Origin of the sequence: Streptomyces sp. NPDC015130 (genome assembly GCF_043080005.1) — a bacterium.
Taxonomy (GTDB): Bacteria; Actinomycetota; Actinomycetes; order Streptomycetales; family Streptomycetaceae; genus Streptomyces.
Genome location: NZ_JBIBVC010000021.1, coordinates 137,363 through 157,046 on the forward strand (window position 1 = coordinate 137,363; position 19,684 = coordinate 157,046).

General features: G+C 72.2%; 16 protein-coding genes and 1 tRNA gene. 10 read left to right on the top strand and 7 right to left on the bottom strand.

Annotated features, from left to right (window positions below):
• Window positions 1–96 precede the first annotated feature (96 nt).
• The 5 genes from ACF08F_RS33170 to ACF08F_RS33190 all read right to left on the bottom strand — a co-directional run bounded on the left by ACF08F_RS33170 (window position 97) and on the right by ACF08F_RS33190 (window position 6,625).
• Window positions 97–2,013, bottom strand: coding sequence for a glycoside hydrolase family 5 protein (locus ACF08F_RS33170; RefSeq protein ID WP_392302241.1), 1,917 nt, complete (start codon window positions 2,011–2,013; stop codon window positions 97–99).
• A 128-nt stretch (window positions 2,014–2,141) separates the two neighbouring features.
• Window positions 2,142–2,990 carry a carbohydrate ABC transporter permease gene (locus tag ACF08F_RS33175; RefSeq protein WP_392302242.1) on the bottom strand — a complete coding sequence of 283 codons (849 nt, stop codon included), beginning with the start codon at window positions 2,988–2,990 and terminating at the stop codon, window positions 2,142–2,144.
• Window positions 2,991–2,997: 7 nt separating this feature from the next.
• Window positions 2,998–4,050 (bottom strand): carbohydrate ABC transporter permease, encoded by a 1,053-nt coding sequence (locus ACF08F_RS33180; RefSeq protein ID WP_392302243.1) that lies wholly within the window; start codon window positions 4,048–4,050, stop codon window positions 2,998–3,000.
• Complete coding sequence (locus tag ACF08F_RS33185; RefSeq protein ID WP_392302244.1) at window positions 4,047–5,330, bottom strand: ABC transporter substrate-binding protein; 1,284 nt, start codon at window positions 5,328–5,330, stop codon at window positions 4,047–4,049. The genes ACF08F_RS33180 and ACF08F_RS33185 overlap by 4 nt, the downstream gene beginning before the upstream one ends.
• Before the next feature lie 128 nt (window positions 5,331–5,458).
• Complete coding sequence (locus ACF08F_RS33190) at window positions 5,459–6,625, bottom strand: ROK family protein (protein WP_392302245.1); 1,167 nt, start codon at window positions 6,623–6,625, stop codon at window positions 5,459–5,461.
• Window positions 6,626–6,757: 132 nt separating this feature from the next.
• Between ACF08F_RS33190 and ACF08F_RS33195 the strand changes: the two genes are divergently transcribed.
• Window positions 6,758–8,884, top strand: a complete 2,127-nt coding sequence (locus ACF08F_RS33195; protein ID WP_392302246.1) for an alpha-galactosidase — start codon at window positions 6,758–6,760, stop codon at window positions 8,882–8,884.
• 203 nt (window positions 8,885–9,087) lie between these two features.
• Complete coding sequence (locus tag ACF08F_RS33200; protein ID WP_392302247.1) at window positions 9,088–9,987, top strand: alkaline phosphatase family protein; 900 nt, start codon at window positions 9,088–9,090, stop codon at window positions 9,985–9,987.
• Window positions 9,988–10,007: 20 nt separating this feature from the next.
• Here the strand turns inward: ACF08F_RS33200 and ACF08F_RS33205 are convergent, their stop codons facing one another.
• A complete protein-coding gene (locus ACF08F_RS33205; RefSeq protein ID WP_392302248.1) occupies window positions 10,008–10,337 on the bottom strand; it encodes a winged helix-turn-helix transcriptional regulator in 330 nt (109 codons plus the stop codon).
• Window positions 10,338–10,470: 133 nt separating this feature from the next.
• Here ACF08F_RS33205 and ACF08F_RS33210 point away from each other — a divergent pair, with 133 nt between their 5' ends.
• The 7 genes from ACF08F_RS33210 (at window position 10,471) to ACF08F_RS33240 (ending at window position 17,155) form a co-directional block, all read left to right on the top strand.
• The gene (locus ACF08F_RS33210; protein WP_392302249.1) at window positions 10,471–11,400 is read left to right on the top strand and encodes an NAD(P)-dependent oxidoreductase; all 930 of its coding nucleotides are present in this window, start codon (window positions 10,471–10,473) and stop codon (window positions 11,398–11,400) included.
• A 151-nt stretch (window positions 11,401–11,551) separates the two neighbouring features.
• Window positions 11,552–13,261, top strand: coding sequence for an ATP-binding protein (locus ACF08F_RS33215; RefSeq protein ID WP_392302250.1), 1,710 nt, complete (start codon window positions 11,552–11,554; stop codon window positions 13,259–13,261).
• Complete coding sequence (locus ACF08F_RS33220) at window positions 13,261–13,662, top strand: roadblock/LC7 domain-containing protein (RefSeq protein WP_392302251.1); 402 nt, start codon at window positions 13,261–13,263, stop codon at window positions 13,660–13,662. Before ACF08F_RS33215 ends, ACF08F_RS33220 begins: the two co-directional genes overlap by 1 nt.
• Entirely contained in the window at window positions 13,659–14,012 is a 354-nt protein-coding gene (locus tag ACF08F_RS33225) for a DUF742 domain-containing protein (protein ID WP_024757394.1), read from the top strand. Before ACF08F_RS33220 ends, ACF08F_RS33225 begins: the two co-directional genes overlap by 4 nt.
• A gap of 55 nt (window positions 14,013–14,067) precedes the next feature.
• Entirely contained in the window at window positions 14,068–14,676 is a 609-nt protein-coding gene (locus ACF08F_RS33230) for an ATP/GTP-binding protein (protein WP_392302259.1), read from the top strand.
• Window positions 14,673–15,914, top strand: a complete 1,242-nt coding sequence (locus ACF08F_RS33235; RefSeq protein ID WP_392302252.1) for a cytochrome P450 — start codon at window positions 14,673–14,675, stop codon at window positions 15,912–15,914. Before ACF08F_RS33230 ends, ACF08F_RS33235 begins: the two co-directional genes overlap by 4 nt.
• Entirely contained in the window at window positions 15,911–17,155 is a 1,245-nt protein-coding gene (locus ACF08F_RS33240) for a cytochrome P450 (protein ID WP_392302253.1), read from the top strand. The genes ACF08F_RS33235 and ACF08F_RS33240 overlap by 4 nt, the downstream gene beginning before the upstream one ends.
• A gap of 59 nt (window positions 17,156–17,214) precedes the next feature.
• Here ACF08F_RS33240 and ACF08F_RS33245 read toward each other — a convergent pair.
• A tRNA-Leu gene (locus ACF08F_RS33245) sits at window positions 17,215–17,302 on the bottom strand.
• A 321-nt stretch (window positions 17,303–17,623) separates the two neighbouring features.
• On the opposite strand from ACF08F_RS33245, the gene ACF08F_RS33250 reads away from it, so the two are divergent.
• Window positions 17,624–19,594 carry an MFS transporter gene (locus tag ACF08F_RS33250; RefSeq protein WP_392302254.1) on the top strand — a complete coding sequence of 657 codons (1,971 nt, stop codon included), beginning with the start codon at window positions 17,624–17,626 and terminating at the stop codon, window positions 19,592–19,594.
• Window positions 19,595–19,684 lie beyond the last annotated feature (90 nt).

Genomic DNA, 19,684 nt, shown 5'->3' on the forward strand with positions numbered 1-19,684 from the left:
GCTCCTCAAGGGGTGGTTCGGTCGGTTCTCGGGGGTGACCCTGGGGGTGTCCCGCCGGTCAGCCGGGCCTGACCGGCGGGACTTTCGCAACACGCCCTAGACGAGCGGGCGGCAGAGCAGGGCGTCGGGGACGCCGCCGTGGTTCCACTTCCAGGTGAAGGCGACGCCGGCGACGTACTCGCTGTCGGCGCACTGGCCCTTGTAGTAGCCCGGTGCCCAGTCGCTGGCGGTCGAGCCTCCGGTGGCGGGCCGGTTGTCGCCCTTGTCGAACCAGAGCACCCGGCCGGTGGTGGGCAGGGAGGCGGTCGCGGGGGCGCACAGCAGGGCCGACATGGCGTTGCCGCGCACGCTGTAGCCGACCGCGAAGGAGCGCTCGGGGCACTGGAGCTTGTTGTAGCCGCTCGCCCAGTCGCCTCCGGTGACGTACCGCTCGTCGGTCACGACGGTCCAGGGGCCGCTCGCCTTGGCGGGCTGTCCGGCGTCGGTGCACAGGCCGCGGCTGTCGCTGCGGCCGAGGCCGACGAGTCGCTGGGTGTCCGGGCAGTTGCCCTTGCGGTTGCCCGGGGACCAGTCCGGCTTCGCCAGCATGGTGCTGGAAACGTTGTAGTCGGCGTAGTCGAGGTTGAGCATGTTCCAGCGCGGCGCCGGGGCGACCCGTCCGCTCTTGCCGGGGGCGTTGACGAGCTTGTTCCAGTCGGTGGCGCGCCAGTCGCCGGCGTCCATGACGCCGAGTCGCGTGCCGTTCGTGGAGTAGCTGATCATGGCCCAGCTGTCCTGCGGGCTGCCGTCGGCGTCGGTCCAGCCGACCAGGGGCCAGATGGCGAAGTCGGTGTCGTTCCTCACCAGGATGTCGGTGAAGTGGGTGAACCAGGCGCGCTCCTTGGCGTCGATCTCCCCGCGCCCGCCCGCGCCGAACTCGCTGATCCACACCGGTGCGGTGAAGTGCTGGCCGGAGCGGGTGACGAACAGGGCCTGGTCGTCGACGACCTGGGCGAGCTGTTCGGGGGTGAACTCCTCGTATCGGGGGTCGTGCGTCTCGCCCGTACCGGTGGCGCCTGTGTGGTTCGGGCCCGTGTAGCCGTAGAAGTGGGCCGCGTAGACGAGCTTGTCGGAGCGGATCAGGGTGTTGGACAGGGTGGCGACGGGGGTCAGCGTGGGGCGGCCGTGGGGGGTGATGTCGGTGGGGATGCCCTGCCAGTTGATGCCCTCCATGACGACGAGCATGTCCGGGTTGGCCTGGAGGATCTTGTTCCCGGCCTCTTCCATGGCCTTGTTGAGGTCGTGGTCGTTGCCCCAGCCCCAGTTGGGGTCGTTCCAGGTGTCGCGGCGGACCTCGTTGCGCAGGTCGGCTCCGACGACCCGCTTGTCGGCCTGGTAGCGCTTCGCCAGGAACACCCAGTCGTCGATCCACTGCTGGGTGGACTGGCCGCTGTTCCAGCGCTCGTTGCCGTCCAGGCCGCAGCAGAAGCGGTAGCTGGTGGTGTGGTTGTTGAGGATGACGGCGAAGCCGTCCGCGGTCATCGCCGCGATGACCGCGTCGAACACCTGGAGCGGGGTCCTGCCCTTGAGCTGCGGGTTGGCGGCGACGGCCGAGTCCGGGACGACGCTCGTGTCGTGGACGAGCGCGTTGGCGAAGGGGAGCCGGATGCTGTTCAGGCCCAGGGCGTGGAAGTCGGCCAGGATGTCCGCGATCGGCTTCCTGTCGAGGCCGAGCGGGATGTTGTGCGACATCTGCCGGGCCTGGTGGTTGGCGACGTCGTTCACGGAGCCGCTGCCCTGCCAGGTGCCCTGGGCACCGGCCCAGTTCCCGGACTTGAGCTTGAACCGGTCACCGTCCGCGTCGACGACGTACCGGTCCCGGGTCGACAGGGGGGCGGTCCACGAGGCGGCGAGCTGGGGGCCGGTGAGGACCGGCGGTGGAGCGGTCCCGGTGTCCGCCGCCGCGACGGGGGTGAGGGTGCCGAGGAGCAGCAGGGACGAGGCCGCGAGGCCGCCGGCCGCGCGTCGGAACAAGGACAAACATGGTGTCACGAGGGCTCCTTGAGGGTGGGAAAGGGGTGCCTGCCTTGTGCGTGGTGCGGTACGGGGGCCGGCGGACCGTTCGGTACGGGGAGTGCGCCGGCCGGCGGTGCGGTACGGGGTCAGCCCTTGAGGCCGCTGGTGGCGATGCCCTCGACGATGTAGCGCTGGGCGACGAGGAACATCACGACCAGCGGTGTGACGGTGACGACGGCGCCGGCGAACAGCCCCGGGAGGTTGATCGTCTGCGAGGTCAGGAAGGTGGACAGCGCGATCTGCGCGGTCCAGGCGGACGGGTCCTGGCCGATGACCAGGGGCCACAGGAAGGAGTTCCAGCTCTCGATGAAGGACAGCGCCCCGAGCGAGGCCAGCATGGCTCCCGAGCTCGGCAGGGCGATCCGGCGGTACAGGCCGATCCAGCCGAGGCCGTCGAGCCGCCCGGCCTCCTCGATCTCGGTCGGGAACTGGAGGTAGAAGTTGCGGAACAGCAGCACCGCGAACGGGTTGAAGAGACCGGGCACGATGATGCCCCAGAGCGTGTTGACGCCGCCCATCGAGCCGACGACGACGAACGTCGGCACGAAGGTGACCGAGCCGGGGATCATCAGCGTGGCCACCACGAGGGCGAGCAGGACGCCCCGTCCCGGTACGGGGATCCGCGCGAGGGCGTAGCCGGCGGCCGAGGCGAGGAGCGTGGAGACGGGTGCGGTGACGGCGGCGATCAGCAGCGAGTTTCCCAGCGCCTGGCCCATGTTGACGGCGGGGTCGGCGAACAGGGCGGTGAAGTTCTCGAAGTGCGCGGTCGAGGGCCACCACGTCCACTCCGGTGCCGTCAGACTCCGGGAGTCCATCAGGGAGTTGCGGAGCATCAGGTAGAAGGGGGCGAGGAAGGCCGCGGTCAGGAGACCGATGAGGAGGCCGCGTACGAGTAGGCGTGCGCCTCGGACCGGTCCGGGCAGAGCGGTGCTCATGGGCGTCTCACTCTCCGCTCCTGCCGAAACCGGTGAACCGCCCCTGGATCAGGGTGACTCCGACGATGACGGCGGTGAGCACGAAGGCGCCTGCGGAGCCGAGGCCGTAGTTCTGGCTGCCCATGGCGGTGTTGTAGAGGTGGACCAGCGGGGTCTGTACGGGGGCGGCGCCGGTGCCGGAGAGCCCGCTGTTGAAGAGGTTGTAGAACTCGTCGAAGGCCTGGAAGGCGGCGATGAAGAGGAGCATGAGGACGGCGACGGAGGTGTTCCGCAGCATCGGCAGCGTGATCCTGGTCAGGAGCCGCCGGCCGGTGGCGCCGTCGAGCGCGGCGGCTTCCAGGACCTCCTTGGGGATGGCCTGGAGTCCGGCGAGGAAGAGCACCATGTAGAAGCCGACCTGGAGCCAGAGGCGCAGGGTGACGAGGACGACCCAGTAGAGCGGCGGCGAGGTGGACTGCAGCCAGGCCACGGGCTCCGCGCCGAACCAGCCGCCGATCGTGTTGGCGATCCCCGCCGGCAGGCCGTTGAACAGCGACATCTTCCACAGCAGTGAGGCGGCGACATACGAGACGGCCGCCGGGATCAGGAAAGTGGTGCGCAGGAGCGCCCGGCCGCGCCGGACCCGGTGCACCAGGAGGGCGAGTCCGAGGGAGGCGGCGAAGGTGACGGGCACGATGAAGGCGGTGAACACGAGGATCTCGACGAGGGAGTCGCGGAACGCCTGGTCGGCCAGGAGTCTCCGGTAGTTCTCCAGCCCGACCCAGTCGCCGAGGGCGATGGTCCCGCGGGCGTCGCTGAGGCTGAGCAGGAAGCTCCAGCCGATGGCGACGTACTTGAACACGCCGAGCCCGATCAGCGTCGGCGCGGTCAGCACGACGAACGCGATCCAGCCGGACCGGCCGACACGGGGGCGGGCGGCGGCGCCGGGACGGTCCGCCCGGGCCCGGCCCGCCCCGGGACGGCCCGTCCGGGAGCGGCCCGCCCGGCGGACGCCCTGCGGAGCCGCCGCCGGGTGCCCGGCGCCGGCGGGCTCCGACGTGAGGTCGGTCGCCGGGTTCACCGGCCGAGCTGCTTGTCTATCTCGCCCTGCGCCTTCTTCACCGCTTCGGCCAGGACGGCGGCGGGCTCGCCCCGGCCACCGACGATCTTCGCGGCGGCCGCGGAGAAGGTGCTGCTCACCGCGGTGTCCCAGGTGCCCGGGAAGTTCCTGCCGTGCTTCTGGGCGAGCTCCACGGTCTCCTTGGCCGCGCCTTCGGAGAGCTTCTTCGCGGTGGCGGCCACGGAGGTGCGGGGCGGGACGTGGAAGCCGTAGCTCTCGGCGAAGTCCTTCTGCAGGTCGGCCTGTTCGACCCACAGCCACTGCACGAACCGCTTGGCCGCGGCCACGTTCCTGCCCTTGGCGTTGACACAGCCGGTCCATCCGCCGACCCGGACGACGGGCGCGCCGCCGGCCTTGAAGGCGGGCCACGGCACGACCCCGAAGTCGTCTCCGAGCGCCGCCTTGACGGCCGGCATCGCCCACAGTCCGGACCACTGGAGCGGCACGACACCCTGGTTGAAGGCGGCGGGGTCCCACCAGTCGGTGGTGAAGCCGAGCAGCAGCGACTTGTCGTCGTGCAGGCGCTTCAGTCCGGTGAGCGCTTCGAGGGCCCGCGGCGAGCCGAACTCCACCTTGCCGTCGCGGCTCACGAGGTCGCCGCCGTTGGACCAGACGGCGAGGGACGGGGTGTCGCCGAGGCCGTCGTTGCCGACGAACAGGCCCTTGTTCTTCTTGGTGGTGAGGGCCTTCGCCGCGGCGACGAGGCCGTCGAAGCCGGCCGGCGGGGTGATCCCGGCCTTCGACAGGACGCTCTTGCGGTAGTAGAGCATCATGACGTCGTCGATCATCTTGACGCCGTAGAGCTTGCCGTCGACGCCGACCGCGTCGACGGCGTTCTTGTTGAAGTCGCCCCTGGCGCTGCCGTACACGTCGTCGAGCGCGGCGATCTGGCCCCGGCGGGCGAGGCTCTCGCTGAAGTCGCCGATCTCGAAGACGTCGGGGGCGGAGTCGGTCAGCAGGGTCGCGTTGAGCTTGCCCGAGTAGTCGCCGGGGACCCACGTCACCTTGACGGCGATGTCCGGGTTGGCCTTGGTGAAGGCGGTGGCGTAGCGGAGCACCGCCTGCTGGACGCCGGCCTCGCCGTAGGCGTGGTACCAGACGTTGAGGGTGGTCTTCGCGCCGGCGGCGGAGCCGCCGGTGGGGTCGGTGCTGCAGGCGGTCGTCAGGACGCTTCCGGCGGCGATGAGCAGCGATCCCGTGAGGAATCCGCGTCGGCTGAGCTCGGTTCTGCGTGCGCTCATGTCCCGTCCTTCTTCTGTGAGGGTGAGTGTGAGGGTGTGTGCGGGGCGGACGTGCGGGGATGCACAGGCGACGTGCGGGGACGTGCGGGGTGTACGGGGTGGCTGTGCGGGCCGGGTGTGCGGGCCGTTCAGCCGCTGCCCGCCGTGGGCGTGGCCGCGTACTGCGGGAAGAGCGCCTGGATGGCCACGGCTGCCCCGCCCCGGGCCCACTCCTCCCACGGGAGCGGGCGGAGCGAGAGCGGGCAGCGGGACGCGGCCCCGAAGACCTGTGCCGCGTAAGCGTCCTGGATGTGCCGGCCGAGCAGGTCGTAGGCGTCGACGCCTTCGCCGCTGACGACGACCCGTTCGGGGCCGACGAGGTTGACGAGTGCGGAGATGCCGACCCCGATGGCGTTCCCGGCCCGGGCGAAGGCCCCGCCGGCGGCGGGGTGGCCTTCCCGGGCCATCCGGACGACCTCGTCGAACGTGAGGTGTCCGTTCCCGGTGTCGTGGCGGACGGCCGCGAGGATCGCGTCGGTCGAGGCGATCGCCTCGACGCAGCCGCGCGCACCGCACCGGCAGCGCGGACCGTTCGGGTCCACGCACAGGTGTCCGACCTCACCCGCGACGCCGTAGGCGCCCCTGAGGAGACGCCCGTTGACGACGAGGGCGGAGCCGATGCCCGCACCGATGGTGACCAGCGCGAAGTAGCCGGTGCCGATGCCCTCGCCGAACCAGTGCTCCGCGACGGTCAGGGCCCTGACGTCGTTCTCGACGGTGACCGACAGACCGGTGGAGGCGGAGAGCAGTTCCGCGAGCGGAACGTCCCGCCAGCCGAGGAGCCCGGAGTGGCGGAGCCTGCCGCTGTCGCGGTCCACGTCGCCGTTGACCGCGACGCCGAGGTGACGCGTACGGTCCCGGAACGCGCCTTCCGTGTCAAGCAGTTCGTCGACGAGGTCGGCGGCGAGGTCGGCCACGACCTCGGGGGTGCACGTGTCGAGCGGGCGCACGGCCGTGGTCCGGATGCCGGCCCGCAGATCGCACACGGCGCCGAAGAGCTGGTCGACGCTGATCTTCAGCCCGATGAAGTACTCCCGGTCGGGAGCCACCGCCAGCGGGTTGACCGGCCGGCCGGCACCGGGTGCGGTGCGCTCCGGCGGCAGTTCGTACAGGTAGCCGTCGTCGATGAGGGGTCTGGCCGCCTTGGTGACGGCGGTCGAGGAGAGACCCGTCCGCCGCGCCAGTTCCACTCTGCTGAGCGGTCCCTCGGCGAGCAGCAGGGCGAGCACCGCCGTCTCGGCGGGTGCGGTGACCAAGGGCTGTGGGTGATGTCGAAACACGGGAGCAACGTAGAGCAAATAAATAACTTCTTCCAGTATTGATTAGGGAGTTGGGGCGGCTCTACGCTCAGGCCCGCCTCCGTGCCCATCACGACAGGGGACCCATCCGTGCGCGCCACGCTCCCGCCCGTCACCTTCGATCCCGACCTCCGCCTCGCGCTGCTGCGGACGCCGAACAGCCTGTACGCGCTGCGTGTCGGCGCCGACGGCAGCCCCCGGCACCTGTACTGGGGCGCCCCGCTCGACAGCCTCGCCCTGGCCGCGCTCCCGGAGGCGGTCTCCCCCGCCGCCAGCAGCTTCGAGGCCGACGCCGCCCCCGACGAACTCGCGCCGCAGACCGGGGCGCGGTTCGGCCCCGCCGGGCTCCAGGTCCGTTTCGCCGACGGCACCCGGGGCACGCAGTGGCGGTTCGCCGGCCACACGGTGGACGGCGGGGAGCTGCGGCTGCGCCTCGAGGACCGGCACCGCCCTCTGCGCACCGAACTCTGCTACCGGGTCCGCCCCGACACCGAAGTCATCGAGAGGTGGACGGAGTTGACCCACACGGGTGCCCCGGACGGTCCGCCCGATCCGGTGTGGGTCGACCGGCTGGACTCGGCCTCCTGGACCGCTCCTCCACTGGCCGACTACCGACTGAGCCATCTGGTGGGCGGCTGGAACAGCGAGTTCCAGCTCCAGCGCGACCGACTCCCCGTCGCGGAGACCGTGCTGACGAGCCGTCGCGGAATCACGGGCCATCACGCGAGCCCGTGGCTGGCCGTCGACGACGGCACCGCGAACGAGGAGTCGGGCGAGGTGTGGAGCACCGCGCTCGCCTGGAGCGGCAGTTGGCGGGTGACCGTCCACCGCGACCCGGTGGGACGCACCACCTGGACCGGCGGCTTCGGCCACGAGGGGATCGGCTGGACCCTGCTGCCGGGCCGCACCCTGCGCACTCCGACGTACGCGGGTCTGTACTCCCCCGACGGCTTCGGCACCGCCGGCCGCAGCTGGCACGCATACGTACGCCGCCATGTGCTGCCGGAGCCCGAGCGGGACCGGCCGGTGCTCTACAACTCGTGGGAGGCCACCGGCTTCGCCGTCGAGGAGGCCGGGCAGCTCCGCCTCGCGCGCCTGGCGGCCCGCGTCGGCGCCGAGCTCTTCGTCCTGGACGACGGCTGGTTCGGTTCGCGCCGCGACGACCGGTCCGGGCTCGGCGACTGGACGCCGCGCGAGGAGGCGTTCCCGGACGGACTGCGCCCGCTCGCCGACGAGGTGCACCGCCTGGGAATGGACTTCGGGCTGTGGGTGGAGCCGGAAATGGTCAACCGGGAAAGCGAGTTGTACCGGGCGCACCCGGACTGGGTCCTCCACGACCCCCGGCTCGACGCGACGGAGCTGCGCCACCAGCTGGTGCTGAACCTCGCCCGGCCCGAGGTCGAGGACTGGGCGCACCGGACCCTGGACCGGCTCGTGCGCGACCACGCCGTCGACTGGCTCAAGTGGGACGCCAACCGGGCCTTCACCGAGGCCGGCTGGGCCGGGCACCCCGATCCCGACCGCCTGTGGATCGACCACACCCGGGCCGTCCACCGGATCATGGACCGGCTCCGCGCCGGGCACCCCGGTCTGCGGATCGAGGCGTGCGCGGGCGGCGGCGGCCGCGTCGACCTCGGCATGCTCGCCCGCACCGACCAGGCCTGGACCTCGGACAACACCGATCCGGTCGACCGGATCGGCATCCAGCACGGTTTCGGGCAGCTGTTCCCCGCCGCGGCGATGGCCGCGTGGGTCACGGACAGCCCCAACCCGGCCACCGGCCGGCGGACCCCGCTGCGCTTCCGCTTCCATGTCGCCATGGCCGGAGCGCTGGGGCTCGGCGGGGACCTCGCCTCCTGGTCCGAGGAGGAGCTCGCGGAGACCGCCGAGCTCGTCGCCCGGTACAAGGAGATCCGCCCGCTGGTCCAGCGGGGCGTCCAGCACCGCGTGGCGACGGACGGACCGGTGACCGCGGTCCACTACGCGGCCCCGGACGACAGTGAGCACGCGCTCCTCGTCTGGCGGCCCACGACCCGCTTCGGCCACCGCCCCGACCCGGTGCGGCTGCCGGCCCTCGACCCCGGGGCGCTCTACCTCGACCCGGAGACCGACCAGGTGCACAGCGGGGCCGTGCTGGTGCGCCGGGGCATCGACCCCCGGCTGCCGGCCGGCGACCACGCGAGCAGCCTGATCCGGCTCCGCCGCGTCGGCCCCTGAGCGCCCCGCCCCCTCGGACCGGCCCCACGGCCAGGACACCGCGGCGCCCCTGCACCTCGGCACCCCCGCACCTCGGCACCTCGGCACCTCGACACCCCTACACCTCGGCTCCTCGGCACCTCGACACCCCTACACCTCGACACCCCTACCCCTCGGCTCCTCGGCACCTCGACACCTCGACACCTCGACACCCTGGACTCTCCATGAACACAGCCGCGGACACCGCCCGCGTCCTGGTGGTCGGCATCGACGGCGTACGCCTCGATCTGCTCCCCTCGCTCGACACCCCGCACCTCGACGGCATCGCCCGGGCGGGCTTCCTCGCCCCGGTCGAGGTGGACGAGGCGACACCCACCATGTCGGGACCGTGCTGGACCACCGTCGTCACCGGCGTCGGGGTCGCCAAGCACGGGGTGTGGGCCAACCGCCTGGACGGCAACCGGCTCGACGTCTTCCCCGACTTCACGACCCGCCTCGCCGTCGAGTGCGGGCGACGGACCTTCGCCGTCGGCGGCTGGGCACCGCTCTTCCTCGCCCGCCAGGGCGGCCCGTTGTTCGTCTCCCCCACCCGGCTCGGTTACGTCGCTCCCCGGGAGGACACCCCCGAGGCGTGGGAGGAGGTGGACGAGAGGGTGACGGCCGACGCGGTCCACCTCCTCGGCCTGGACGAGGAGCTCCACGCCGGCTTCGTCTATCTCGGCGCCGTCGACGAGACCGCCCACTTCCTCGGCTGCGGTGAGGAGTACCGCAGGTCGGTCGAGGCGGCGGACCGTCGTCTCGGACGGCTCCTCTCCGCCGTACGCGCGCGGCCCGGCCACGCGGGCGAGCGGTGGACGGTCATCGTGGTGACGGACCACGGCCACCGGGACGAAGGGGGCCACGGGGGCCGCAGCGAGCTGGAGCGCACGGCCTGGATCGCCGCGAGCGGCCCGGGGCTGACCCCCGGCGCGGCGCCCTCGGCCCTGCACCACGCGGACGTCGCCGCACACGTCTACACGGCCCTGGGTATCCCGCCCGACCCGCACTGGACCTTGGACGGCAGGGCCTTCACCGCCACCACCGGGCCCACCGCACCTGTCCCGTCCGTCGTGTCCACCGCCTGATCAGGAGGACCGGGCCCCGCTCACGGAATGGCCTCGATCCGCTCCATATGGGTCTCGCCCCACTCGCCGAGCGGCGCCATCGCGGCGTTGAGCGAGTGGCCGAACTCCGTCAGGGAGTACTCGACCTTCGGCGGGACCTGTTGGTGCACCTCGCGGTGGACCAGTCCGGAGGCCTCCATCTCGCGGAGTTGAAGGATCAGCATCCGCTCGCTGATTCCCTCCACGGTCCGCCTCAACTCCCCGAATCGCACAGGGCCTTCACCGAGCGAGAAGAGAATCAGACCTTTCCACTTGCCGCCCATGACGGCGATGGCGGCGTCGAGCCCACAGGTGTACTTCCTGTGCTTCATCCACCCCTCCTACGAACAGAAATGTAGGTACCTCACAAAAATGTAGGTACTTGAGGGAATGTACGTGACCACCCAGCATGGAGGTGCCGGCAAGGACCAGGAAGAACACGACAGACGTGGACTGGAGCTCACCATGACAGGCAACATCCGCATGCCCTCGACCGTCCCGGTGACCGTCATCGGGCTGGGTTCGATGGGACGGGCACTGGCCGAGGCGTTCCTCGACGCCGGGCATCCGACGACGGTGTGGAACAGGACGCCGGAGAGGGCCGCGCCCCTGGTGGCCCGGGGGGCGGTCCGGGCCGAGGGGGTCGAGGGGGCCATCGCGGCGAGCCCGCTCGTCGTGACCTGCCTCACGACCTTCGAGGACACCCGCCAGGCACTGGAGGGGGGCGTCGGCGCGCTGCGGGGACGTGACCTCGTCACCCTGAACAGCGGCTCGCCCGCCGGCGCGCGGGCGACCGCCGCCTGGGCGACCTCCCACGGCGCACGGTTCCTCGCGGGGGCGGTCAAGAACGTGCCCTCGGCGGTGGGGGCGCCCGACACGCTGCTGTACTACGGCGGCGACCGGGGCGTCTTCGACGAGCACGGGACGACCCTCCGGGTGCTGGGTGGCGACACGGTCCACCTCGGGGACGAGCCCGACCTCGCCGCGCTGTACGAGATGGCGGTGGGCGCGATGCTGCTGCCCGCGCTCGTCGGCTTCTTCCAGGGCGCCGCCGCCGTCCAGGCGCGTGGCCTGCCGGCGAGCAGCACGGTCCGGTTCGCCGGGAAGTGGCTGGACATGATCAAGTCTCTGCTGCCGGTCTACGCGGAGGAGATCGACAGCGGCGACTACACCGACGCCGCCTCGTCCGTGAACCTCTTCCTCGCGGGGGCGGCCCACGACGACGAACTCGCCGCGGAGGCGCATGTCGACACGTCATGGATCGCCCCGCTCAACGCCCTTCTGGGACGGGCCGCCGAGGCCGGTCACGGCGAGCACAGCATCGCGGCCCTGACCGAAGTGCTCCGACTCGGGGGAAATGGGGCCGAGCAGCGGAAGTTGACCGTACATCACTAAAAGTCAGTCAGTACTGGGCGGGTTGATGGATGACTCTGCCCAATCCTGAATACCAATTCATTCACGAGAGTTCCGAACCGATCAAGATCGGTTCTATAGTTCCGACGTTCAACCTCCTTCCCCCGTGTGACCGCTCTCGAGAGTCTGGTTGATGTCGGCCTCGCCCACCCCGTTCCGCCCTGCCCTGATCGCCTCCCTGCTGACCCTCACCGCGGGTGGTGCGCTCGCCGTGGCGGCGACGACCGCGGCGCCGACCGGGGTCCGCCCCGCGCTCGGCTGGTTCGCGGCGTGCGGCGTCCTGCTGCTGTCCGCCGCGACCTTCGCCGTCACCTGGTACGCCCACACCTCGCGGGCGCTCGCCCGGCGCGCGGAGGTCCTCGCCGCCGAACTCGCCTCCCGGGACGCCTACACCAGCCGGTACCAGGCCACCGCCGCGCGCGAGTCGGCGGCGCTCACCGCGCGCTTCGAGGCGGAGGCCGCCGACGCGGCGGCCCGGCACACGGCGCGCACCGAGGAGCTCGTCCGGTCCCACGCGTCCGAGACCGAGATCCTCCGTGCGAGGGTGACCTCCGAGACCGAGCTCCTCCGCGCGAAGCTGACGGCCGAGACCGAGCGTCTCGAAGGCCTGCTGCGCCGCGCGGAGTCCGCCCGGTCCGCGGCCATGGCCGCCGCCGCCAACGCGGCCGGACGGATGCAGGCCCTGGCCACGAGCATGATGGCCGACCTGCGGGACATGGAGCACCGGCACGCCGACGAGGACGTCCTCACCGACCTCCTCCACCTCGACCACCGCACCGCCCAGGCGGGCCGGCTCGCCGACTCCGTCGCCGTGCTGACGGGAGCCCGTTCGGGCCGCCGCTGGACGCGCCCGATCGTCATGGAGTCGATCCTGCGCGGCGCCATGGGCCGGATCGGCGGCTACCAGCGTGTGCGGCTGCACTCCGGCAGCGAGGCGGCGGTGACCGGCCACGCCGCCGAGGGCGTCATGCACGCCCTGGCGGAAATCCTCGACAACGCGGCGAACTTCTCCCCGCCCAACGCGGAAGTGCACGTGTACGTGGAGGAGGTGCCCGCCGGCCTCGTCATCACCGTCGAGGACAGCGGCCTGGCCATGAGCGACGTGCAGCTGAGGCGCGCCGAGGCCGCCGTCGGCTCGGCCGCCCAGGACCTGGCCGGACTCTCCGGCACCCGCCTCGGCCTGCACGTGGTCGGCCGGCTGGCGCGCAAGCACGGCCTGACCGTGTCCTTCCGCCCCTCGGCCCGCGGCGGCACCGGCGTCCTGCTGATGGTTCCCCAGGAGCTCATCAGCCGGGTGCCCGAGGAGCGGACCGGCTCCCCCGCCGAGCCGTCCCCGCCGGTCGCCGGCCGCGCGGTGACCGCCCCCGCCGCCGACCGGACGCCCCCGTCCGCCGCGCCCGCCGCCCACCCCGTACCCGCGCCACGGCGGGCTCACGAGCCCGAGACCACGCACGAGGCCGTCCGCGACGGCGCGCCCGCCGGTTCCGACGGCGAGGCGACCGTGGACGGGATCGTCCTGCCCCGCCGCCGTCGCGGCCAGACGCTGGCCGCCCAGCTCAAGGCCGAGGAGGCACCGGCCGAGCCGCGCCAAGAGGCGCCGCGCACCGGCCCCTCCACCGGCGCCCCGCCGCGCTTCGGCAGCTTCCACCGGGCGGTACGCGGCGCGGGAGCCCGGGCCGCCGACGACCGGCCGGCCGACCCCTCCGCGCCGGGCGACCCCTCCACGCCGGCCGAACCCTCCGTCCCGGCCGACACGAACGTCCCGGCCGACCCCCAGGACCCGGCGGCCGCACCGCACCCGTCGGCCTCCTCGAACTCCCCGTATTCGGAAGGCAACCCGTGATGACCGGCACCACCACCGACGAGAAGCTCAGCTGGCTCCTGGAAGGCCTGCTGGAACGCACCCCGGGCAGCCGCCACGCCCTGGTGCTCTCCCGCGACGGCCTCAAGCTCTGCCGTACCTCCGAGCTCTCCGTCGACCAGGCCGACCAGCTGGCCGCGATCTCCGCGGGCATCCAGAGCCTGTCGCACGGTGCCTCCGTCGAGTTCGGCGACGGCACGGGCGGGGTCCGCTCGGCGATGGCCGAGTTCTACGGCGGCATCCTCTTCATCGTGGAGGCCGGTGACGGCGCCCACCTCGCCCTGGTCGCCGACGAGGACGCCGACGCCGGACTCGTGGGCCACAACATGACGGAACTGGTCGAGCAGCTGGGCGAGCACCTCGTCGCCAGGCCCCGGGGATGAGCCGCGCCAGGCCGGGCCGGGACGACTCGCCCGACCGTCTCTACACCGTCACAGGCGGTCGCACCCGGGCCGGGTCCGACGCGTTCGACGTGGTGACGCTGGTGGTCTCCGAGAGCGACCCGGTCCCCGGCATGCAGTCCGAGCACGCCGCGATCCTGCGGATGTGCCGGTTCCCCACGGCGGTCGTCGAGGTGGCGGCCGGGCTCGGCCTGCCCGTGTCGATCACGCGGATCCTCCTGGCCGACCTGCACGACACCGGCCGGATCAGCGCACGGCACCCCCGGCCCTCGTACCGCCTTCCCGATCACGACATCCTGGAGCAGGTGCTCGTTGGACTCCGTAGCCTCTGAAGCCGCCGAAGCAGCCGAAGACCCCGAAGCCGCCGGATCCCCGGACCGTCGGACCCTGCGCAGCACGGCCGACAACGGACTGAAGATCGTCATCGTCGGCGGGTTCGGCGTCGGCAAGACCACCCTCGTCCGCTCGGTCAGCGAGATCCGTCCGCTGAACACCGAGGAGACGATGACGCAGGCCGGGGAGCACATCGACGACACCGGCGGCGTCGCCGCGAAGAAGGCCACCACCGTGGCGTTCGACTTCGGCCGGATCTCCCTCGACGCGCGCAACGTCCTCTACCTGTTCGGCGCGCCCGGCCAGGAGCGGTTCTGGTTCCTGTGGGACCGGCTCTTCGCCGGGACGCTCGGCGCCGTCGTCCTCGTCGACACCCGGCGGCTCTCCGACTCCTGGTACGCCGTCGACCGGCTCGAACACCACGGCACGCCGTTCGTCGTCGCCTGCAACGACTTCGGCGGGCCCGCCTACACCTCCGACCAGATCCGCGAGGCCCTCGACCTCGCCGACGAGGTCCCGCTGGTCTTCTGCGACGCCCGGTCGCGCGAGTCCGGCAAGCAGGTCCTCATCGCACTCGTCGAGCACCTGCGCACCCTCGTCGCCTCGGACCAGCGGGTGATCCCGCGGCCGATCCAGCAGCCCATTCCGGAGCCCACCCCGTGACCCACCCCGCGACCCCGTCCGCGTACCCGCCCGTCCCCCTGAGCGGCCCCCTGTTCCAGACCGACCCCGTCGAGCTGTACCGGCGGATCCGGCGCGAGCACGGCGCCGTCGCCCCGGTCGTGCTCGACGGCGACGTGCCCGCCTGGCTGGTCCTCGGCTACCGCGAACTGCACCAGGTCACCAGCGACCCGGTCCTCTTCTCCCGCGACTCCGAGCTGTGGAACCAGTGGGACGCCATCCCGGCGGACTGGCCGCTGCTGCCCATGATCGGCCGCAAGCAGCCGTCCATCCTCTACACCGTCGGCGAGCGGCACCGCGAGCGGGCCGCCGTCATCTCCGACGCGCTGGAGGCGATCGACCCCTTCACGCTGAAGGCACGCGCCGAGCGGTTCGCCGACGAGCTCATCGACGGGCTCTGCGGCAAGGGCGCGTGCGACATCATCGCCGAGTACGCGATGCTGCTGCCGGTACGCGTCCTCGCCAGCGTCTACGGCTTCGCCGACGAGCAGGGGCCGGCGCTCGTGACCGCCCTGAACGACATGATCAACGGCCAGGAGGGGGCCCTGGCGGGCCAGCGCCACCTGGCCGAGTCCATGTTCGCGCTGCTCGCGGCCAAGGCCGAGACGCCCGGTGACGACGTCGCCTCCCGCATGGTCGCCAACACCGCGGGCTTCACGGTCGAGGAGGTCGCCCAGGACCTCATGGTGATGATGGCGGCGGGTCACCAGCCCACCGCCGACTGGATCGGCAACTCGCTGCGCCTGATGCTCACCGACGACCGCTTCGCGGCCTCCCTCTCCGGCGGCCGGCACAGCGTCGGCGAGGCGATGAACGAGGTCCTCTGGGAGGACACCCCCACCCAGAACGTCGCCGGCCGGTGGGCCTCGCGCGACACGCACCTCGGCGGGCGCCGGATCGGCCAGGGCGACCTGGTCCTCCTCGGCCTGGCCGCCGCCAACTCCGACCCGCACGTCCGCGCCGACTCCGGCGCCCTGACCGGCGGCAACAACGCCCACCTCTCCTTCGGACACGGCGAGCACCGCTGCCCCTTCCCCGCGCAGGAGGTCGCCGAGACCATCGCCCGGACGGGTATCGAGGTGCTCCTCGACCGACTGCCGGACGTGGACCTCGCGGTGGCGGAGGACGGCCTCACCCGCCGCCCGTCCCCCTGGCTGCGGGGCCTCACCGCGCTCCCCGTGACGTACACCCCGACCCCCGCCCTTGGAGCCTTCGCATGAGCTGCCCGTACGACCACACCGCCGCGCCCGACGCCGACGTGATCGTCCTCGACCCCTTCGTCACCGATCTCGACGCCGAGAGCGCCCGGCTGCGCGAGGCGGGCCCGCTGGCCCGCGTCGTCCTGCCCGGCGGCGTGCCCTGCTGGTCCGTCACCCGTCACGCCGAGGCCCGGAAGCTCCTCACCGACGCGCGTCTGGTGAAGGACATCGAGGTGTGGGGAGCCTGGCAGCGCGGCGAGATACCCATGGACTGGCCGCTGATCGGCCTGGCCAACCCCGGCAGGTCGATGCTGACGGTGGACGGCGAGGAGCACCGGCGGCTGCGCACGCTCGTCGCGCAGGCGCTCACGGCGCGCCGGGTGGAGCTGCTGCGCTCGCGCATCGAGGCCCTCACGACCGAGAGCCTCGACCGGCTCGCGGAGCGGCCGGCCGGCGAGGTCGTGGACCTGAAGGCGGAGTTCGCGTACCCGCTGCCGATGAACGTGGTCAGCGAGCTCATGGGCGTCGACCAGGCCGACCACCCCGTCATGAAGGCCCTCTTCGAGAAGTTCTTCTCGACGCAGACCCCGCCGGAGGAGGTGCCGCAGATGATGGCGGACCTCGGCGCGCTCTTCTCGGGGATCGTGGCGGCGCGGACCGAGCGGCCCGGCGACGACCTCACCAGCGCGCTGATCGAGGCGTCGGAGGGCGGCGACCGGCTCAGCACGGAGGAGATCACGAACACGCTCCAGCTGATGGTGGCGGCCGGTCACGAGACGACGATCAGCCTGATCGTCAACGCGGTCGTCGCCCTGGAGACCCACCCCGAGCAGCGCGCCCTGGTGCTGAAGGGCGAGGTGCCGTGGGAGAACGTCATCGAGGAGACCCTGCGCTGGTCGACGCCCACCTCGCACGTGCTGATCCGGTTCGCGAGCGAGGACATCGAGGTCGGCGACCGGGTCCTGCCCAAGGGTGACGCGCTGATCGTGTCGTTCGGCGCGATCGGCCGGGACGAGGAGCAGCACGGTGCGACGGCGGGGGCGTTCGACGTGACCCGTACGCCGAACCGGCACATCGCCTTCGGTCACGGTCCGCACGTCTGCCCGGGGGCGGCGCTGTCCCGTCTGGAGGCCTCGGTGGCGCTTCCGGCGCTGTACGCGCGCTTCCCCGGGCTGCGGCTCGCGGTGCCGCGCGAAGAGCTGCGGAACAAGCCGGTGGTGACGCAGAACGACCTGTTCGACCTGCCGGTGTTCCTGGCCTGACCCGGCCCGGGACTCTCCTGTCGGGCGGGCCTCGGCCGGCCCGGCAGGAGGGGTGATTCTGGTGTCCAAGGGGGGACTTGAACCCCCACGCCCGATAAAGGGCACTAGCACCTCAAGCTAGCGCGTCTGCCATTCCGCCACTTGGACCAGGTGTGTGTCGTGACGCGGAGTGATTCCCGCGGCGACAGAGATCAATCTACCAGCACTTCGGAGTGCTCTTCACCCATGTTTCCCGTGGTCAGCGACGTACCGCCGGACATCCGTCCGATGACCCACCGTCATTCGACGTTCCACCCCCTTGGGAACGAACCGGCATGTATCGGGCGGTGAGCTCGACCGGTGCCGAAGGTCCTCCACGCCGAACACCGTTCCTTCACCACGCGGTTGGCCATCTCATCCGTGCGCCGTGGATATGTGTTCTACCTTGGGACCAGCCGAGCCCTCACCCGAAGGACTGACTTCTCCACCGTGGAAAACCTGACGGGGCAGGACCCCACGCACATCGGCCCGTACCGCCTGATCGCCCGCCTCGGCGCGGGCGGGATGGGCCTGGTCTACCTGGGCCGCTCCGACCTGGGGCGTACGGTCGCCGTGAAGGTCGTCCAGGCCGAGCACGCCCAGCACACCGAGTTCCGCAGGCGGTTCGCCCGCGAGGTGGCCGCGGCCCGGCGGGTGGGCGGAGCCTGGACGGCCGACGTCCTCGACGCCGACACCGAGGCCGCCGTGCCCTGGGTGGCGACCCAGTACATCCCGGGACCCGACCTCACCACGGTCGTCGCCCGGGACTTCGGGCCGCTGCCCGAGGCCTCGGTCCGCACCCTGGCCAACCGTCTCGCCCTCGCGCTGCAGGCCGTGCACGAGGCGGGGCTGATCCACCGTGACCTCAAGCCGTCCAACGTCCTGGTCACCGTGGACGGCCCCCGCGTCATCGACTTCGGCATCGCGCGGGCCATGGACGGCCTGGCCGGGGACAGCCTGCACACCCACACGGGCATGCTGATCGGCTCCCCCGGCTTCATGTCGCCGGAGCAGGTGCGCGGCCTCGAACTCACCCCGGCCTCCGACGTGTTCTGTCTGGGAGCACTCCTCGTCTACGCCTCCACCGGGCGCCTCCTGTTCGGCGCCACGGAGACCGGCCTGAACGCCCACCTCTTCCGGATCGCCGAGGAGGAGGCGGACCTGGCCGGCGTACCGGACTCGCTCCTCGAACTCGTCCGCGCCTGCCTGCACAAGGACCCGGCCAAGCGGCCCACCCCCCACGAGGTGGCCGCGCGGACGGCGACCGATCGGTCCGGCGAGTGGCTGCCGGGCACGGTGCTGGCCCAGCTCGGCCGCCGCGCCGCCGAGCTCCTGGACTACGCCCCCGCCGTCGCCGTCGCACCGGCCGCGCCGCCGGACCCTCGCGTCCCCGCCCAGTCCGCCCCCCGTCCGCCGGCGTACGTCCCCACGGCGCCCGCGCACCACCGGGCCGCACAGGGCGCGCTCCCGGGGACGCCGCCCGGTCTCCGGTCCGCGCCCACGGCCACCGCCCACGCGCCGGGCCGGGACGTCCCCCTGCCGAGGCGCTGGTGGGCCCTGGTCACGCTCGCCCTGGCCCAGCTGGTCGTGCTGGTCGACGCGGCGTTCGCCAACAACACCCTCCTGTGGACGGACGTCTCCAGCGACCTGGCGCTCTCCTCGGACAGCACGCGGATCAAGGTGACGTCCACGATGTACGTGGAGGTGCTGCCCGCCGTCTACGTGCTGGCCTTCGTCGCCCTGCTGCTCCTCGGCGCCCGCCTCGCCGGCCGCGTGGGCCGCAGGAGGACGCTGCTGATCGGGTTGGCGGGCCTCGCGGTGGCCGCCGCGATCGGTGGGACGGCACCCTCGTACACGGTGCTGATGGTGGCCCACGTCCTGCGGGGCGCGTTCGCCGCGCTGGTCACGGTGTCCGTACCGCTCCTGGCGGCCGGCCACTTCACCGACCCCGCGGAGCGCCGCAAGGCCTTCGGGATCCACGTCGCGGTCGCGGGCAGCGGCCCGGCGCTCGGGCTGCTCGCGAGCCAGTTCCTCACCCTGGGCCTGACCTGGCGCGTGTGCCTGTACGCCGCGATCCCCCTCGCCGCGGTCGTCGCGGTCGCCGCGGCGCGCCTGGTGCACGACCGCCGGGACCGGGTCGGCGTCCCCTTCGACGGGCTCGCCGTGCTGCTCGGTGCGCTCGGGATCGCCGGCATCGGCAACGCCGTGCCGCACTTCACCGGCCAGGAGATGCTCCAGGCCCCGCTCGCCGGCCTCCTGGTCGTCGCGTTCGTGTGGTGGCAGACGAGGAGTGCCGACGCGCTCTCCGCGCCGCACGCCGCCCGGACCCAGGCGCCCGTCGGGTACTGCGTCGCGGCGGCCGTGGCCGATGTCGGGGTGTTCGCCGTGCTCATGGCCATGGGGTACTACCACTATCACTAGGGCGTGTTGCGAAAGTCCCGCCTGCCCGACGGCGCCTGGCACGCACGCTCGCCGCGTTGTCGGGATCACCCCGATACATCCAGTATCGGG

Coding starts and splice junctions, on each gene's coding strand:
- ACF08F_RS33240 (WP_392302253.1), top strand. CDS start 15,911: ATGAGCTGCCCGTACGACCACACCGCCGCGCCCGACGCCGACGTGATC.
- ACF08F_RS33175 (WP_392302242.1), bottom strand. CDS start 2,990: ATGAGCACCGCTCTGCCCGGACCGGTCCGAGGCGCACGCCTACTCGTA.
- ACF08F_RS33225 (WP_024757394.1), top strand. CDS start 13,659: ATGAGCCGCGCCAGGCCGGGCCGGGACGACTCGCCCGACCGTCTCTAC.
- ACF08F_RS33185 (WP_392302244.1), bottom strand. CDS start 5,330: ATGAGCGCACGCAGAACCGAGCTCAGCCGACGCGGATTCCTCACGGGA.
- ACF08F_RS33220 (WP_392302251.1), top strand. CDS start 13,261: ATGACCGGCACCACCACCGACGAGAAGCTCAGCTGGCTCCTGGAAGGC.
- ACF08F_RS33215 (WP_392302250.1), top strand. CDS start 11,552: ATGTCGGCCTCGCCCACCCCGTTCCGCCCTGCCCTGATCGCCTCCCTG.
- ACF08F_RS33205 (WP_392302248.1), bottom strand. CDS start 10,337: ATGAAGCACAGGAAGTACACCTGTGGGCTCGACGCCGCCATCGCCGTC.
- ACF08F_RS33200 (WP_392302247.1), top strand. CDS start 9,088: ATGAACACAGCCGCGGACACCGCCCGCGTCCTGGTGGTCGGCATCGAC.
- ACF08F_RS33210 (WP_392302249.1), top strand. CDS start 10,471: ATGACAGGCAACATCCGCATGCCCTCGACCGTCCCGGTGACCGTCATC.